The organism is Polaribacter sp., from assembly GCF_051251875.1.
GTDB lineage: Bacteria > Bacteroidota > Bacteroidia > Flavobacteriales > Flavobacteriaceae > Polaribacter.
The window spans coordinates 118,221-134,750 of the sequence record NZ_JBPOGL010000005.1 but is presented as its reverse complement, the minus strand read 5'-3'; the positions used below and the strand labels follow the sequence as shown (position 1 = coordinate 134,750).

Here is a 16,530-nt window from a genome sequence, read left to right as displayed (position 1 = left end):
AATAGAATTTAAATTTAATAAGCGATAAGTAATATTCAGTTGTAATATATTTTAAACGGCAACCTTTAGTTGTCGTTTTTTTGTTTAGCTTTTTTGGCTAGTAGTTAGATTCCTATTCTTATAATCAATTATCATTAAAAATTGATATTCGTAGTCGTTTAATCTCCTTTAATGAAAATGAAATTAATTCCTATTTAGGTGAAATTATCACCCACCTTTCTACCCACTTACGGAAGTATATAGTTTATTCTCCAATGTCCACCTTTTGCGCTTCCCATTCTTTCAATAAGTTGTACCTCTTTTAGAAACTCTAAATTATTATCAATAGCAGTAGCACTTATGCCCACTATTTCTTCTAATTCTCTTTTAGAAACTTTACTATTTTTATGAATCGCTTTGATAATATTAACTCTATTGTCTGTTAGATTATCTACCCACTTATCTACCCACTTATTAAAATCGAAAGGTCTTCTAAATGTTACTGTAAATATTCCTTCAGTATTAAATTCAGGTGGAGTTAAATTATTTTCTAACATTAAATCTCTCATTCTACTAATACCAGAACCTACTTGTTCTACCATTCTTATTCTTTCAAAAAGACCAAATATTAAAGGATTTCTACTTAAACTTCTTTTACCAAATTCGTTTTTAGGAATGCCACTTACTAAACCTCCAGGATTAGAAACTTCAATTCTATCATTAAAAACTTCTACAGATATACGAGCTCCTTTATCATAATAATCTCTATGTGCTAAAGCATTAATAATAGCTTCTTTAAAAACTGTTTCGGGAATTTCCCAAATTTCTTTTCGAGGTTGTGAACCATTTCCTTCAATGTCATAACGCACATTTAGTTTTGTTTTTAACCAAGTCATTGTTTGAAGAAATTGCTGATATAAAGTACCTGACATTATTTTATCATCAGTAATATATCTTTTATCAATACCATCAAAAACAATACATCTAATTACTGCTTTTTCAAAAAACTGTTCTGGATTTTCTGCAAAGAATAAAGTAGCACCATTTTTAAGGAAGCCTTCTTTGGTTACTAATTTTAAATTATTGAATACTTGTTCGTTTGAAACTGTAGTACCTAAACCTGCTAATTCTCTAAATTGATCGATATTGGCATCAGGAATATCTTTAGTTATATCTATTGTTTTACAAGGCGCCTCATCATAATAAATCTTATCAGCTTGCTGAAAGAAATCTCTCATTTCTTCTACCGTAGTTAATTTTTGAGAATTAGGACCTTGACGAACATAAATTGCTCCAGAAAGGACATAAGGTTTATTTACACCTGAAGGAACTTCAATTATTACAATTTCTTTTTCATCAATAGTTGTCGTATAAATATTGCAATGTAATGTAGGTGTAATTTCATTTATTGAATTCTGCAAAGCGGAACGTTTTGCATTGTTAAACGTAACTCCTTGAACATCATTAGCATCATCAACACCCAAAATAAGAGTACCACCAGATGCATTTGCAAAAGCACAAATTTCTTCTGTAACCTCTTTTATTTTATTTGGAATTCTTACTTTAAATTCAAGGTTAAAGCCTTCTCCTGAATTTATAAGTGATTTTATTTCGTTGATACTTAACATAAAATTATTGCTATTCACAAATCTATTAAAATTGTTTGGTTTTTAGTCTTTGTATTACACTTTTATCGATGTTGAGTCGGTGTTGCCTTTATTTTCGTTTATCTGAACTTTCTTTATCAAAAGCTATTAAATTAAAGAACTCGCGCATTCTTGAACGTACTCGAATCCCATATCTGCTCTCTAATTCTTGTGCATTTAAGTTTGTAGTGGTGTGCGTTCTAATCTTACGTTTTAAGAATAAATCGTAGCGAGATAATAGTATTTCTCCCATTACATTGCAATCTTTACCAAAATGCCTTCCTGTGGTTTCTACACCTAAATCATCAAAACAATAGAAACCATTATTTCCATAATCTTCAATAATTTTGAAACCACTTTTATTAAAACTAAACGTAATATTTCTTGCAGGTACTACTATATGTTTATTTTGATGAGGTATTATAAAAGGCAATAGTTTCATTAAACTAGTTTTGCCACATCCAACTGGACCCGATAACAAAATTCCTTTATTGGGATCTATTTGTAATTTTTTGCAAGTTTCAATATCACGAATAAAATAAATACATAGTTTATAGAGAATTGCTTCATCTTCTGGATAAATTTTAAAGTTTTTACCAAATAGTAGTTTGCCTTTTGCTTCTAAATAGATTAACATTTTTGGAAAATCGTAGATTATTTGATTTCCTTTTAGTTCTCCTAATTGGTATTGGACACTTCCTTCGATTATTATGTGGGGTGATTTTGTTTTCATTTCTTTAATGGATTCCTCATCGTTCATACTTCACTCTGTCGGAATGACAATGTATTTTTATTCGAATGCTTTTTCTTAATTTCATATTGTTCATTTTGTATTGAAACAAAACGAACCAAAAATTCAAGACTTGGATTTTCAGCGGTCAATTTGATTTTCAACAGCCAAAAGAAAAGAACTCCACTTCCTTTTAGTCAGTGTCAGACAGCTTTTCTTTTTACGCTATTTTCAAATAATTGACACTCGCTTGAAAATCTTATGTCGGGTTTAAATTGCGAATTCATTTTGTATTTGGCTTTATTAGATTTCTGGTTGTTCATTTCTTTTTATTTTATCGTCAATTTGCAGAGAGGAAGGGAATCTAAACTTCCGAAAACAGAACAGTAAACACCAAGGTGGTTTTAATAAGACCTTTCGACTGCGCTCAAGGTGACATTTAGAGAGGTTCATTGTAATTTTTGTTTTTACTAGTCTTTAGGTTGTCCATATTTTGGCTAACTGTTTTATGGTTTTCTTTTGTTTTGATTTCTTCTGCTTTTATCATCCAATTTTTTGCTGTTGCTTGCCAATTGACAATTTTTGTTTTTCCGCCTACTTTCCAACCAATACCCTGGTAATGGTTGAAGAATTTTTGAGCTTCAATTATTGGCCATTTTTCTTTTTTAAAAAAATCAATTACTATTTTTTCATTTTTGGGCTGGTCAAGTTTATTAATGTTTTTATTGTTTCTATTAGTTTGTATATGTTTATTAATAGATACCAGTGCTTGTCCAGTGCTTGTCACGATTTTGGTATTGCTGTGTACCAGAGCTTGTCCAGAACTTGTCTCAAAATTGAACATCTTAATTTTACTACCCTTAAACGGATTGTGTGATGGATAGTAAATAAGATATTTCCAATGATTCAATTCTCTAATACATTTGTGATATGTTGATTTAGAACCTATTTTTGAAAAGCTCATTACTTCTTCTCGATTGATATAGAATTCTTCTAAGAATCGATTATTGTTCCAAATTTGAAAAAGTGCTACATACAGACTTATGTGTGTTGGATTTAAACGATTGTCTTTTGAAAATTGAAGAAATACACCTTTTAGGTGTTTTATGTAGTTTACTTTTTGCATAGCTTAAACTTCTCGATACAATTTTACTGTCGCATTCCACTATGCGCAATACGACATTAAAACCACTCGAAGTGACAATTAAAACTTGTTATGGATTCGGTTTTCTTCTAGTACTTTTTGAATTTCTTCATAGTCGTAATAGATAACTCCACCAACTTTAGAGTAGGGGAGTGTGCCATTAATTCTTAAGTTTTGTAATGTTCCTGGAGAAATGCTTAATAAATCTCTGACCTCTGGAGATTTTAACCATTTTTTAGGTGCAAAACCTGATTGATGGTTAATCATTGCTTTGATGTTTTCTAATAATTCGTGTTTGAATTCTTGTAAATCTTCTGTAGTAATAATAGTTGCTGCCATTTTCTAACAATTTTTGTAAAGAAGCTGTTGAATGCCCCCACATTCAAACAGCTTCTTTGGGTTAATTTAGTTCACGAGTTTTCTGTTAGTATACATATGTGTTCGTGAACCTACGATTTGACTTTCGTTTGGCAAATATGATATGATTTATTGAAGTTTATACACAAGTAAAACCCAACTTGGGTGATTTTATATACTCATTTTTAATAAATTGTATTGGTATTAATTGTTATTGTGATTATTTATAAGAGCAACAAAAAAGTGCAAATTATATGAAAAATAATTTGCACTTAGAAACACCCAACTTGGGTGTTTATTCATCTGAATCTAACATCTTATTTTCTAGAGAATTTTTTAGTTTATCTATGAATTTAGTCTGATTCATTTTACGTGAACGGATTTCTAAAAATGTTCTGTAATAATCACCAAGGTCAATGTTAAACATTTGTTCGCAAGCTGATGCCATTTCTTTAATATCTGCTGTTCCGCTATTTACAGCACCAGAACTATGAAGCGCGTAAATTAATTCTATTAAATCGGTTTTATTGCCTGTCCAAAAAAGTTTTGACTGTTTTTTAAACGCATTGATATTAGTTTCCATACTATTATTGTTTTCAAGTTTATCTATTTCTCTTTTTAGATAAATAATTAACATATCGTATGCCATAATAGTAGCCACTGTTGTATCGTGACTTGTAGAAAATTTATCGTCCGTAAAAAACGATAATGAATCTGGAAATAGCCTTATATCTGCTTTACCTCTGATAAAATATTCTTCATCTAAAAAAATAGCACCTCTTCTAAAATAATGATAAAATTCTAGGTTATCATTAAAATAGTTTTGAAGCCTATCTATGTGATTGTTGAAGTATTTTACTTGAGATTTATTACTACTTCTAGGTCTTTTACTTTCTATACTGAATAATTTGACATAATATATTAATTTACTAAAAACATAAGGCTTCATATTTTTAAAAAAAAGTATTTCTTCATTTTTTGGAATTAATTTTTTCCTTAAAAAAAGTATTTTTATTTGTTTTAATGCTCTTTTTGTTATTCTAATACTTTCTTCTGCTTTTTCTAATACGCCTTCTGTTTCTTTCTCTAAAAAATCTAAATTATAGTCTAATTCTTTAACAATTTTTTCAATCTTTTTCAATTTTTTTTAATCTGTAGAAAACCATATCAATATCTTAATTAATATGACTTTAGTTATAACTTTATTTATTTCACATATTTATATTTCATTAATATTTATCTTATTTAGTTATTTTTAATTCACTCTCCATTTCATTTTCTGTAATCTAACAGCATTTAGAATAGCCAACAAAGCAACACCCACATCAGCAAAAACAGCTTCCCACATTGTAGCCAAACCACCTGCTCCTAAAATTAGCACAATCACTTTTACACCAAATGCTAATCCAATATTTTGCCATACAATCTTTCTTGTTGAGCGACCAATTTGAATCGCTTTTACTACTTTTGATGGCTGATCTGTTTGAATAATAACATCAGCTGTTTCAATGGCAACATCGCTACCTAAACCACCCATAGCAATACCAACATCACTTGCTGCTAAAACAGGTGCATCATTAATACCATCACCAATAAAAGCAATCTTATTTTCTGAATTTTGTTTTAACTTTTCTACTTCATTTAATTTATCTTCAGGTAATAAACCGCCTTTGGCTTCTTCAATATTTAATTCAGATGCTACTTTTTGAGTAATAGAATCCTTATCCCCAGAAAGCATCATTATTTTTTTAATACCTACTTTATGTAACGCTGTAATTGTTTCTTTTGCATCTTCTTTCAATTCATCTGCAATAACAACATAGCCTGCAAAAGCGTTATCAATAGCCACTAAAACTATAGATTCTACAATAGTGTCAATTTCTTTGGAAACTTCGATATTATTTGCTGTCATTAAGGTTTTATTACCAACTAAAACAGGTTTGCCATTTACGTTTCCTTTTAATCCTTTACCTGCAATTTCGGATACTTCTGAAGCTTGAAAATCTTTACCATCTGCTTTATACTCTAAAATAGCTTTTGCTATAGGATGTGTAGATTGTTCCTCCATAGCCATTAAGTATTTCATAAATTCCTTTTCCTCCCAGTTAATAGCTTTAATATCTTTAATTTTAAAAACTCCTTTTGTTACGGTTCCAGTTTTATCCATTACCAAAATATTTATCTTGGTCATTGCTTCTAAAAAAGAAGCACCTTTAAATAAAATACCATTTTTTGAAGCTGCACCTAAACCACCAAAATATCCTAAAGGAATAGAAATTACCAAAGCACAAGGACAGGATATAACTAAAAATATTAATGCACGATATAGCCAATCTCTAAACACATAATCATCTACAAAAAAATAAGGTAGAAACGTAACAGCTATTGCTAAAAACACAACAATTGGTGTATATACTCTCGCAAATTTTCTAATAAACAATTCGGTTTTAGACTTACGAGCTGTTGCATTTTGAACCATATCAAGAATTCTGGCAATAGAACTGTCTTTAAATTCTTTGGTAGTTTTAATTTCGATAACACCAACCAAATTAATGCTACCTGCAAATACCTTTTCTCCTTTTGTAATCGTATCAGGTTTGCTTTCCCCAGTTAATGCAGCAGTATTAAAAGAACCTTTTTCGGATAATAAAATACCATCTAAAGGAATTTTCTCACCAACACGAACTTTTACTTTTTCTCCAATTTCTACAGTTTCAGGATTTACCGATTTATAATCATTATTTCGATATACCAAAGCTTCATTTGGACGAACATCAAGTAGCGCTTTTATATTGCCTTTTGCTCTACTTACTGCAGCACTTTGGAATAGTTCACCAATAGCATAGAATAACATTACAGCAACACCTTCAGGATATTCCCCAATTATAAATGCACCAATTGTAGCAATGGACATTAAAAAAAACTCTGTGAATACATCTCCTTTTTTAATACTATTCCAACCCTCTTTTACAACCGGAAGTCCTACAGGAAAATAAGCTACACTGTACCAAATTATTCGAATCCAGTCTTTAAAAAAAGCAACATCAAAATAGTCTAAACCTATACCAATGATAAGCATTATAAAACTTGCTATTGCAGGTATGTAGGTTTTTAAAGAACTACTATTTGAGTGTTCGTGATTATGATGATCTTTGTGATTGTGTTGCTTTTCTGAACCTGGTTTTAAATCACTTAAATTAACTTTCTTTTTTTTCATTTTTTAGTGTAATTTTTCTAAAAGCAAAATGATCAAATCCATCTTCTCACTTTTTTTGAATATTTTAAATAATCATTACCAAACTCTAGTTTTAAAAAATCTTCCTCTAATCTTATTTGTGTATTGATGCTTATTGTAGATAGTGAGATTATTAATAATGTAAATGCATTTGGAATAATCAAAAACAATCCAATATTTGCTAACATAATTCCAAGAAAAATTGGATTTCTTGATATTGAAAATAATCCTTTAGTTACAAGTTTTGTTTTATTCTTTTTATCAATTCCAATTCTCCAAGAATTAGCCATTTGAGATTGAGCAAACCAAACTACGATTAAAGAAATAATTAAAAATCCCCATCCAATTTTGAATAATATTTCATTTTCTAAATACCAAAAGGGAAGTAAATATTTAGACCATTCAATTTTAAAGGCGTAAATACCAACAATAACGAGTTCTAAAAAAGAAATTACAGTGAATACTTTACCATTATAACCGTGTGCATCATCTGTTTTATTAAATGTTAATGGATTTACACCTGTCTTTATTTTTAATAAGACTGACCTTATGACAAATACAAAGAGAAAATAAACTATAAAGAAAATGAATAAAAGCATTGATTTTTAGATTAATTTTATTGATACAAAATTGCTATAAAAACCAATGCAATGGAAGTGCATTTATTACACGCTACATTTATCGCAAATTCCTTTTACAACTAAGTTTACATTCTCGGAGACAAAACCATCAGGTACTTTTATTTGTGGTATTTTATGGTCTGTTAAGCAAATTGTTTCATTACAGTTATTACAGTGAAAATGTAAATGCAAATCTGTTTCAATTTCGCAATTACATCCTTTTTCACATAATGCATATTTTGTAATACCTGTGCCATCATCTATTTGATGTACTATTGCTTTTTCTTCAAATGTTTTTACTGTCCTGTACAATGTGGTTCTATCTGCTTTTTCAAAAGCATTTTCTATATCGCTTAATGTTACAGCCACTTCTTTTTTTGCAAGAAACTTATAAATAAGTAAACGCATCGCAGTAACACGAATATTTTTTGATTCTAAAAGTTGTTCAATTGTTTTCATAATTAATGTTCGTGTTCTGTTTCTCCTTTTTTCATTTCAGCCATTAAATAATATGCATTATTATAGGCGATTTTAATATTTTTTTCTGTTTGATTAATAAATTTAACTTCAATCCAATTATTGTCTTTTGTACCTAAAATAACCTCAATAGGTGAAAAACTCCAATCATTGTTTTCTTTTTTTACAGAAAAAACAAAGAATCTATCACCATCTTTTATGATTGCACTTTCTGGTAATGCCTTTGTTACTTTATTGTTGACTTGAATTTTACCTTTTATATACATACCAGGAATTAAATTTCCTTTTTTGTTTTCAATTTCAGCGTGAACGTGAAGTGCTTTCGGATTATCTTCAAAGGTTTTACTTACCGAGTAAATTTCTGCAGTAAGATCTTCGTCTGTATTAGATTGTAAATTGAAAATTACTTTTTGACCTTTCTTAACTTTATAAACGTCTTTTTCGAACACCATTAAATCTGCGTGAACGTGATGTGTGTTTACAATTTCAAAAATCTCTGTTTGTGGTTCTACATATTGCCCCGTTTTAACTTCAACTTTTTGCACAAAACCTTCTATTGGGCTTCGTAATGAGATACTTTGAGCAATTGTACCATTTTTAACTAATGAGGTGTTTATGTTTAATAGTTTTAATTGTGCTTCTAAACCGTTTGCCATCGCTTTTGAGGCATCATATTCAGCTTCTGCTTTTTGAAAGTTTGCACCGGAACCAACTCCTGCATTATATAATTTTTGTTGACGTTGATAGTTCTTCTTTAAAAAATTACTGTTACTTACCGCATTCAAATAATCAGTCTGCATTTTTATGATATTAGGATGTGATAAATAGGCAACCACTTGACCTTTGTTTACTTTGTCGCCTTCAATAACATTTATAGATACTACATTTGCACCTACGACTGAAGTTATTGTAGCTTCGTTTTGTGGAGGTACTTCTAATGCACCATTAGCTTCTACATACCCAACCAAATTACGTAATGCTATTGTATCAATTTTCATTTTTAAAGTTTCAAATTGCTTTTGTGAAAGCAGAACTTCTTCCTCATCACTATGAGCTTCTTTGGTTTCTAACTTTATATTATCGCTTTGCAAATGTGCATCTTCATTCTTTTGATTCTCCTTATTTCCACAAGCAGTAAGTAAAAATGAAACAGTTAGTAATGTTAAGATTATATATCGTGTATTTTTCATTTTCTTATTGTTTAAAATATTGTAATTGGAATGTGCTTTCTAAATAATTTATTAATGCTTGTTGTGCTTCTATTTCAGATTGAATAGCTTCTTTTATGAGTTGTGTAAACCCCGTGTAATCTATCTCTCCTTCTTTATAGGCAAATAAAGCTCCTACTTTTTGTTCTTTTACAAGAGGTAACACCTCTATTTTATAGAAAAACCAAGCTTTTTTCCATTTTTGATAATTATCTTTTGACTGTTTAAACTTCGAATGTACTTCTTGTTTTTTAAACTGAATATTGGTGTCTGCAATTTCCTTATCTATTCTTGCAGTTTTAACTTTTGCTTTACTTGTACCGGATAAAAAAGGAATTGAAATACCTGCTTGATATGTGTAAAAACCTGAATTACCATTTACTTTTTGTAAACCACCTTGTAGATTTAGTTTGGGTAAATTATCTGCTCTTGCTGCCTTATAATTTGCTTCTGCTTCTGCTAATTGTGATTGTGCTATCCCATACAAAGGATGTTCTTCTGGGTTAAAAGCATCAACATCAATTTCAGAAGATATTTCAAAATCATTAGGAACTGTATAGAATGTATCAGTAACTAGCCATAAATTTAGTTGTTGTAATGCAATACTATATTCTCTTTTTGATTGCATCAACTTGTTTTTAATCTTTAGTACTTGAGTTTTAGCTGCAGAATATTCTAATTTTGAAATAGCTTCAACTTCATAATTTAATGCTACTGCTTTTTCAAAAGTTAAAAAAATAGAATCTAACTCTTTGTATAAATGATAATTCCTTTTATTTTGTAGAGCATTTGCCCAGGCTTTTTTCACTTCGAATTCTAAATCTAATTCTGAAAGTATAAATGCTTTTTGAGCTAATTGAATGCGTTGTTTTTGCAAATGTTTTTTTGCAGAAATACCAAACACATCAATGTTGCTTTGACCAATACCGATAGTCGTATAAATACCATTACCATTATTTACTTCTTCACCACCTGTAAAAATTTGAGTTGTACCAAAATCATAGGCTGTGCTTTTTAATTGCTCTTGCTTACTAATTTCTAATTGTTTTTGTTTTAACAGCGGAAAGTTTTCTTTTGACAATTTAACAGCTTCAGTCAAAGAAATAATTGGCAACGTATTATTAACTTCTTGTGCAATTCCTTTTATCGGTAACAAAAACAGAAAAACTACCATAGATGTTGCTGCAATAATTTTTTTGTTAGCTCTCAATTTGAATGATTTGTTTTCTACCCAATGATATAAAATAGGTAAAACAAACAATGTTAATAATGTAGAAGTTAGTAAACCTCCAATTACTACGGTTGCTAAAGGTCGTTGTACTTCTGCACCAGCAGATGCTGAAATAGCCATAGGTAAAAAGCCTAAAACATCTGTAAAAGCAGTTAGCATAATAGGTCTAATTCTCCGTTTTGTACCTTCTACAATTCTTTCTTTTAAATTGGTTATGCCTTCCTCTTTTAATTCGTTGAGTCCACTAATCATTACTAATCCATTTAAAACCGCAACACCAAACAAAACAATAAAGCCTACACCTGCCGAAATACTAAAAGGCATATCACGTAACCACAATGCTACGACACCACCAATAGTTGCCATAGGAATTGCGATATAAATCATTAATGTTTGTGGTAGCGATTTTAAAGCGAAGTAAATAAGCACAAATATGAGTAATAATGCTAGTGGAACAACAGTTTTTAATCTATTACTAGCACGCTCTAAATTTTCAAAAGCACCACCGTAACGAATGAAATAACCTGATGGTAACACAAGTTTAGCATCTAATTTTGATTTTATTTCTGCTACCAAAGATTTTACATCACGTCCTCTGACATTAATACCTACATAGGTTCTTCTATTTGTATTATCCCTGCTTATTTGCATTGGACCCGATTTATAACTTATATCTGCAATTTCACGGAGTGGAATTTGTGATCCAGAAGGTAAATTAATAAACAAGTTTTGAATATCTGTAATATCTTTACGGTTTTTAGCTGTTAAACGAACAACTAAATCGAATCGTTTTTCACCTTCAAAAATGGTTCCTGCGATACCACCAGCAAAAGCAGATTGAATAACTTGATTTAAAGAATTTATTTGTAAACCATATTGCGCTAATTTGTTACGGTTATATGTAATTGTCATTTGAGGTAAACCTGTGGTAGCTTCCGCTTTCATATCACCTATACCAGTAGTTCCAGCAATGATTTTTGTGATTTCGGCTGCTTTTTGAGATAGTACATTTATATCTTCACCATAAATTTTTATAGCAATATCTTCTCTAACACCTTCTAGTAATTCATTGAATCGCATTTCGATAGGTTGGGTGAATTCATAATTTACACCAGGGACTGTTTCTACTGCTTCTTTCATTTTTTCAATGAGTTCATCTTTAGAAGTTACGGAAGTCCATTCGTTTTTTGGTTTTAAAATCACAAAAACATCTGCAATATCCATTGGCATTGGGTCTGTTGGTATTTCGGCAACACCAATACGACTTACTATTTTTTCAACTTCGGGGAATGTTGATTTTACAATTCTTTCAATTTTAGTAGTCGTTTCAATAGTTTCTGTTAGAGAACTACCAGGTTTTAAAATTGCGTGAAAAGCAATATCGCCTTCATCAAGCTGTGGTATAAATTCGCCACCCATTTTTGTAAACATAAAAACTGCAACACCGAATAAAACAACAGAAACACCAATTATTACTTTTCCCTTTTTTAAGGCTTTTTCTAAAAGTGGTTGATATTTTTGTTCTACCCAATGCACAAATTTATCACCATAAGATTTTTTTGCTGACTTTGGTGCTCTTAAAATTAATGATGACATCATTGGAACATATGTCAAACAAAGTACCATTGCACCAATCATTGCAAAAATAAAAGTTAATGCCATTGGCTTGAACATCTTACCTTCTATACCTTGTAATGCTAAGATTGGTAGAAACACAATTAAGATAATTAACTGTCCGAAAAATGCAGCATTCATCATTTTTTTGGAAGCATCTGATGCTACATTATCACGTTCTTTTGCTGTTAATTTTTTCTTTTTTAATATTTGAGAGGCTATAAGGAAAACCGTACTTTCAACAATAATTACAGCTCCATCGACAATTATTCCAAAATCTATGGCACCTAAACTCATTAGGTTCGCCCAAACATCAAATACATTCATAAGGATAAATGCAAATAATAATGATAGTGGAATGGTTGATGCAACGATTAAACCACCTCGCCAGTTGCCTAATAGAAAAATAAGGACGAAAATGACAATTAACGCACCCTCAATAAGATTAGTTGCTACTGTGGATGTGGTTTCTGCGATTAATTTACTTCTATCTAATAAAGCCTCTATAACAATACCCTCTGGTAAAGACTTTTCAATTTGAGCCATTCTTTCTTTGACATTTGCAATAACATCATTTGAATTTGCTCCTTTCAGCATCATTACTAAACCACCTACAACTTCGCCTTCACCATCTTGAGTTAAAGCACCATATCGAATAGCAGCACCAAATTGTACTGTAGCAATATCACCTATAGTAATTGGAATGTTGTTGGTGTTTTTTACTACAGTTTTTTTTATATCATCTAAACTACGTACTAATCCTTCTCCACGTATAAAATTAGCTTGATGATTTTTTTCGATATATGCCCCCCCTGTATTTTGATTATTTACTTCAAGAGCATTAAATACATCCGTTATTGTTAATCCTATTGACCTTAATACGCTTGGATCTACCGCTACTTCATACTGCTTGATTTTTCCACCAATAGCATTGACTTCAACAACACCTTCTACCATTGCCATTTGACGTTGTACTATCCAATCTTGCATAGTACGTAAATCAGTTACAGAATATTTGTCTTTATATCCTGGTTTTACTTTAAGTGTATATTGATAGATTTCTCCTAAACCCGATGAAATAGGCCCCATTGTAGGTTTGCCAAAACCTGCAGGAATTTGTCCTTTAATGTCGTTTAGTTTTTCAGCGACTAATTGACGTGGTAGATAAGTACCCATTTCATCGTCAAAAACTATGGTAACCACAGATAAACCAAAACGAGATATTGAACGAATTTCCTGAACATTAGGTAAATTACTCATAGCTACCTCTACTGGGTAGGTTATAATTTGCTCAATATCCTCTGTTCCTAAATTAGGCGCTTGTGTAATGACTTGAACTTGGTTATTGGTAATGTCTGGAACGGCATCTATTGGTACTTGAGTCATACTCCAAATACCAGCTCCAATAATGGTAAGCGTTAGCAAACCAATCATAAATTTGTTATTGATTGAAAAATCAATGATTTTATTAATCATAGAAAATGTGTTAATTCAGTTAAACTTATCGATATAATTCGTAATAAAAATTAGAGTTACACGAGATGAAAAGAACCTTTAGGTTCTAAATTGGATATAAGTATCCTTTAAAAAAAACTGAATTATGCCCTTGGTGGCTGTAAAATTGAAGTTGTAAAATCTTGTACTATACCATTTTGGTAGAAAAAGTCTTGTGTAGAAATATAGGATGTATTAAAACTTATATCTACAAATTTGAAGTTGATTGTGCTTATATGGCAGCATTGACAAATACAAAAAGGAGAACATAAATCTAAATTTTGATGCTGATGTTCGTGGTCTACTGCTTGTGAAATTTCTGTTTTAACCTCATTATCAAGCGCAGAATAATCTTCGCAAGGAGCTAAATTAAGTGCGAAAATATAAATTGATAATATGAAGGCTAAATATTTCATTGTAGCAAAGATATAAATTAATTAGTGCAATGGTTGTGCAAATAAGAAAGGTTACAGTTTTATAATTGGAGAGCCTTTCTAAATAAAGACTCTCCAATATTTATTTTTAATGATTGTGATTAGAATGAGTCTCATCAGATCGATTCATCATCATTTCGTGGTCGTATTTACAACAACCAGGTAAACCATCATAAGCATCTAAATCACCTTCCACTTTTTCAGTATCATAACCAGAAGCTGCAATTGCTTTGTGAATTTCCATTGGGTTTGTTTTAGCGTCGTCAAAAGAAACATTTATTTTCTTTTTCTTAACATCCCAATTTGCAGTTGCTACACCATCAACATTATTTGCAGCTTTTTCAATTGTGTTTTTACACATACCGCAATTACCTCTTACACCAAAAGAAATGTCTTTCATTGCCATTTTAATAGAAGTTTCTGTATTTTTTGAGTTTGAATCCTTTTTACTTTCGTTTTTACAGCTAGTGAAAACTATTGCTATAATAACGACCATACTTAAAATTACTTTTTTCATTGTTTTTAAATTTAATTATTCTTACTATTTATTTAAATTACTCTATTACTTGTTTTATATCACCACAGGTTATCATTGCTTCACCATAATAAGGGTTGATAACTTTTTTTTCTGTACTTAACCAATATGCTCCTTTATTGTTATCTGCCATTGGGCAAAATTGGACGAAGATTTTTTTATTGATTCCAAACAATTTTACAGCATTGATTAAATGTGATGAAAGGTGTTTAAAATGGTTTCTTTGTACTTTGATGTCTGAACTATTTGAAATTGAATTAGCAGACGATTTTATTTCTTTTTCTATTGACATCCAATGATTATGAGCAGTCTTATCTGTTAATTGTTTCATATCAACTTTAGATAGGTTTTCTAGTATTTCTTTTGATGCTATGATTGCATTATTAGCATTATCTTTAACCAATTCATCTTTTAATTTTATATAAGTATCATAAACTTCTTCTAATTGATTTTGAAAAATGGTTGAAACTTGTATGCGCTCATTCATTTTAGAATGGTCTTTTTTATTTGTTTTCGTAGTTTCCATACCTAAATGACCTTCGTGTCCCGTCATTACTTTTCCACCGACTTTATTCATCATCGATTTTTTACCTTGTAATTGCGCAGCAGCGTCTATTGTAAACACTCCATTGGTTACAATTTCATCAGCATTTTGTAAACCTTCTAAAACTTCATAATTATCACCTAACTTTTTACCTAAAACAATTTCACGCATTTCGAAAACAGGTTTTGTTGTATCAGGCTTTATGTAAACAACAGATCGTTTTCCTGTCCATAAAACTGCAGTGGCAGGAATGCTGACAGCATTATTTTTGTTACCAGTTCTATTTTTAATTTTACCTTCAACAAACATTCCTGGTTTAAACTTTTTATTCTTATTATTTAAAACCACTCTTAATGTTACTGTTCTAGTTTTGGTGTTTAAGACAGGGTCTATAAAGTCTACTTTACCCTTAAACTCTTCATTTGCATAAGCGTTTGTTGTTACTAAAACTTCTTGCCCTTTTTTGAAGTTGTCTATTTGATTTTCATACACATCAAAATTACCCCAAACTGTATTTAGTTTTGCGATTTTTAATAGCGGTTGCCCTTGTTTAATATAATCACCTTGTTCTACCAACTTTTCTGAAACTGTACCAGAAACTGTAGCATAAACAGGGAAATTTTCTATTACTTTACCTGAAGCTTCAATTTGATTTATTTGTTTTTCATTTAGTTTCCAAAGTTTTAATTTGTTCTTTACTGCTTTATATAATGTAGGTTGTGTTTCTTTTAAACTACCAGCTGTAATCAATTCTTGTTGAGCGGCATATAATTCTGGAGAATAGATAGTGGCTAAAAGTTGCCCTTTATTAATCTTTTCTCCAGTAAAGCTTACGTTTAATTTCTCAATTCTTCCTGAAAAATAGCTTACTTGTACCGCATTTGATTCTTCATTTTCTACAATTTTACCTGATAATTTTATAAAATTTTCTTTCTGATTGCTATTACCAACAATTGAAGTTTGAATGTTTGCAAGCGCCATTGCATTTTCTGATAACTTAAATTGATCTGCTAGTAAACCATCAGCACTTGTTTCTGCAGGGATTAAATCCATACCACAAATGGGGCAATCTCCTGGTTCTGATTTCATAATTTGAGGATGCATTGAGCACGTCCATTTTTGATTTGAGTCTACAGTTTCATTATGATTATGCTCAGATTCTTGAGTTGATGAATTACCAAATAGTATCCATCCTAATACTAGACCAATAGCTAATATTCCGATATAAATTGCGTATTTTTTCATTTCTAAATTGATTGATTCTGTTGTTTATAATTCTTTT

The 16,530-nt window shown here is 30.5% G+C and carries 13 protein-coding genes; all 13 read right to left on the bottom strand.

Translation table 11 applies throughout. The features are described from left to right. Window positions 1–227: 227 nt before the first annotated feature. A complete protein-coding gene (locus ACSHW5_RS04210) occupies window positions 228–1,607 on the bottom strand; it encodes an ATP-binding protein (RefSeq protein ID WP_435674855.1) in 1,380 nt (459 codons plus the stop codon). 88 nt (window positions 1,608–1,695) lie between these two features. Next, window positions 1,696–2,358 carry an ATPase gene (locus ACSHW5_RS04205; RefSeq protein WP_435674854.1) on the bottom strand — a complete coding sequence of 221 codons (663 nt, stop codon included), beginning with the start codon at window positions 2,356–2,358 and terminating at the stop codon, window positions 1,696–1,698. Window positions 2,359–2,794: 436 nt separating this feature from the next. Next, window positions 2,795–3,481: a hypothetical protein gene (locus tag ACSHW5_RS04200; protein ID WP_435674853.1), complete on the bottom strand. Its 687-nt coding sequence runs from the start codon at window positions 3,479–3,481 to the stop codon at window positions 2,795–2,797. 78 nt (window positions 3,482–3,559) lie between these two features. Next, window positions 3,560–3,838, bottom strand: coding sequence for a helix-turn-helix domain-containing protein (locus tag ACSHW5_RS04195; protein ID WP_077811306.1), 279 nt, complete (start codon window positions 3,836–3,838; stop codon window positions 3,560–3,562). 313 nt (window positions 3,839–4,151) lie between these two features. Further along, window positions 4,152–4,997 carry an RteC domain-containing protein gene (locus ACSHW5_RS04190; protein ID WP_435674852.1) on the bottom strand — a complete coding sequence of 282 codons (846 nt, stop codon included), beginning with the start codon at window positions 4,995–4,997 and terminating at the stop codon, window positions 4,152–4,154. Between the two features lie 114 nt (window positions 4,998–5,111). Continuing rightward, window positions 5,112–7,073 carry a heavy metal translocating P-type ATPase gene (locus ACSHW5_RS04185; RefSeq protein WP_435674851.1) on the bottom strand — a complete coding sequence of 654 codons (1,962 nt, stop codon included), beginning with the start codon at window positions 7,071–7,073 and terminating at the stop codon, window positions 5,112–5,114. Between the two features lie 32 nt (window positions 7,074–7,105). Continuing rightward, complete coding sequence (locus ACSHW5_RS04180; RefSeq protein WP_435674850.1) at window positions 7,106–7,690, bottom strand: methyltransferase family protein; 585 nt, start codon at window positions 7,688–7,690, stop codon at window positions 7,106–7,108. Between the two features lie 66 nt (window positions 7,691–7,756). Beyond that, complete coding sequence (locus ACSHW5_RS04175) at window positions 7,757–8,170, bottom strand: Fur family transcriptional regulator (RefSeq protein WP_215995889.1); 414 nt, start codon at window positions 8,168–8,170, stop codon at window positions 7,757–7,759. A 2-nt stretch (window positions 8,171–8,172) separates the two neighbouring features. Beyond that, window positions 8,173–9,378 carry an efflux RND transporter periplasmic adaptor subunit gene (locus tag ACSHW5_RS04170; protein WP_435674849.1) on the bottom strand — a complete coding sequence of 402 codons (1,206 nt, stop codon included), beginning with the start codon at window positions 9,376–9,378 and terminating at the stop codon, window positions 8,173–8,175. A 4-nt stretch (window positions 9,379–9,382) separates the two neighbouring features. Beyond that, on the bottom strand, window positions 9,383–13,717 hold the full coding sequence (locus tag ACSHW5_RS04165) for a CusA/CzcA family heavy metal efflux RND transporter (RefSeq protein WP_435674848.1): 4,335 nt from the start codon (window positions 13,715–13,717) through the stop codon (window positions 9,383–9,385). A gap of 122 nt (window positions 13,718–13,839) precedes the next feature. Then, window positions 13,840–14,151, bottom strand: coding sequence for a DUF6660 family protein (locus tag ACSHW5_RS04160; RefSeq protein WP_435674847.1), 312 nt, complete (start codon window positions 14,149–14,151; stop codon window positions 13,840–13,842). 106 nt (window positions 14,152–14,257) lie between these two features. Continuing rightward, window positions 14,258–14,686, bottom strand: coding sequence for a heavy-metal-associated domain-containing protein (locus ACSHW5_RS04155; protein ID WP_435674846.1), 429 nt, complete (start codon window positions 14,684–14,686; stop codon window positions 14,258–14,260). Between the two features lie 37 nt (window positions 14,687–14,723). Continuing rightward, a complete protein-coding gene (locus tag ACSHW5_RS04150) occupies window positions 14,724–16,493 on the bottom strand; it encodes an efflux RND transporter periplasmic adaptor subunit (protein WP_435674845.1) in 1,770 nt (589 codons plus the stop codon). Window positions 16,494–16,530 lie beyond the last annotated feature (37 nt).

What these genes read in the sequence shown, in the direction of transcription:
- ACSHW5_RS04205 (WP_435674854.1), bottom strand. Translation starts at nt 2,358, where the DNA reads ATGAAAACAAAATCACCCCACATAATAATCGAAGGAAGTGTCCAATAC.
- ACSHW5_RS04150 (WP_435674845.1), bottom strand. Translation starts at nt 16,493, where the DNA reads ATGAAAAAATACGCAATTTATATCGGAATATTAGCTATTGGTCTAGTA.
- ACSHW5_RS04200 (WP_435674853.1), bottom strand. Translation starts at nt 3,481, where the DNA reads ATGCAAAAAGTAAACTACATAAAACACCTAAAAGGTGTATTTCTTCAA.
- ACSHW5_RS04185 (WP_435674851.1), bottom strand. Translation starts at nt 7,073, where the DNA reads ATGAAAAAAAAGAAAGTTAATTTAAGTGATTTAAAACCAGGTTCAGAA.
- ACSHW5_RS04160 (WP_435674847.1), bottom strand. Translation starts at nt 14,151, where the DNA reads ATGAAATATTTAGCCTTCATATTATCAATTTATATTTTCGCACTTAAT.
- ACSHW5_RS04195 (WP_077811306.1), bottom strand. Translation starts at nt 3,838, where the DNA reads ATGGCAGCAACTATTATTACTACAGAAGATTTACAAGAATTCAAACAC.
- ACSHW5_RS04180 (WP_435674850.1), bottom strand. Translation starts at nt 7,690, where the DNA reads ATGCTTTTATTCATTTTCTTTATAGTTTATTTTCTCTTTGTATTTGTC.
- ACSHW5_RS04175 (WP_215995889.1), bottom strand. Translation starts at nt 8,170, where the DNA reads ATGAAAACAATTGAACAACTTTTAGAATCAAAAAATATTCGTGTTACT.
- ACSHW5_RS04210 (WP_435674855.1), bottom strand. Translation starts at nt 1,607, where the DNA reads ATGTTAAGTATCAACGAAATAAAATCACTTATAAATTCAGGAGAAGGC.
- ACSHW5_RS04165 (WP_435674848.1), bottom strand. Translation starts at nt 13,717, where the DNA reads ATGATTAATAAAATCATTGATTTTTCAATCAATAACAAATTTATGATT.
- ACSHW5_RS04170 (WP_435674849.1), bottom strand. Translation starts at nt 9,378, where the DNA reads ATGAAAAATACACGATATATAATCTTAACATTACTAACTGTTTCATTT.
- ACSHW5_RS04155 (WP_435674846.1), bottom strand. Translation starts at nt 14,686, where the DNA reads ATGAAAAAAGTAATTTTAAGTATGGTCGTTATTATAGCAATAGTTTTC.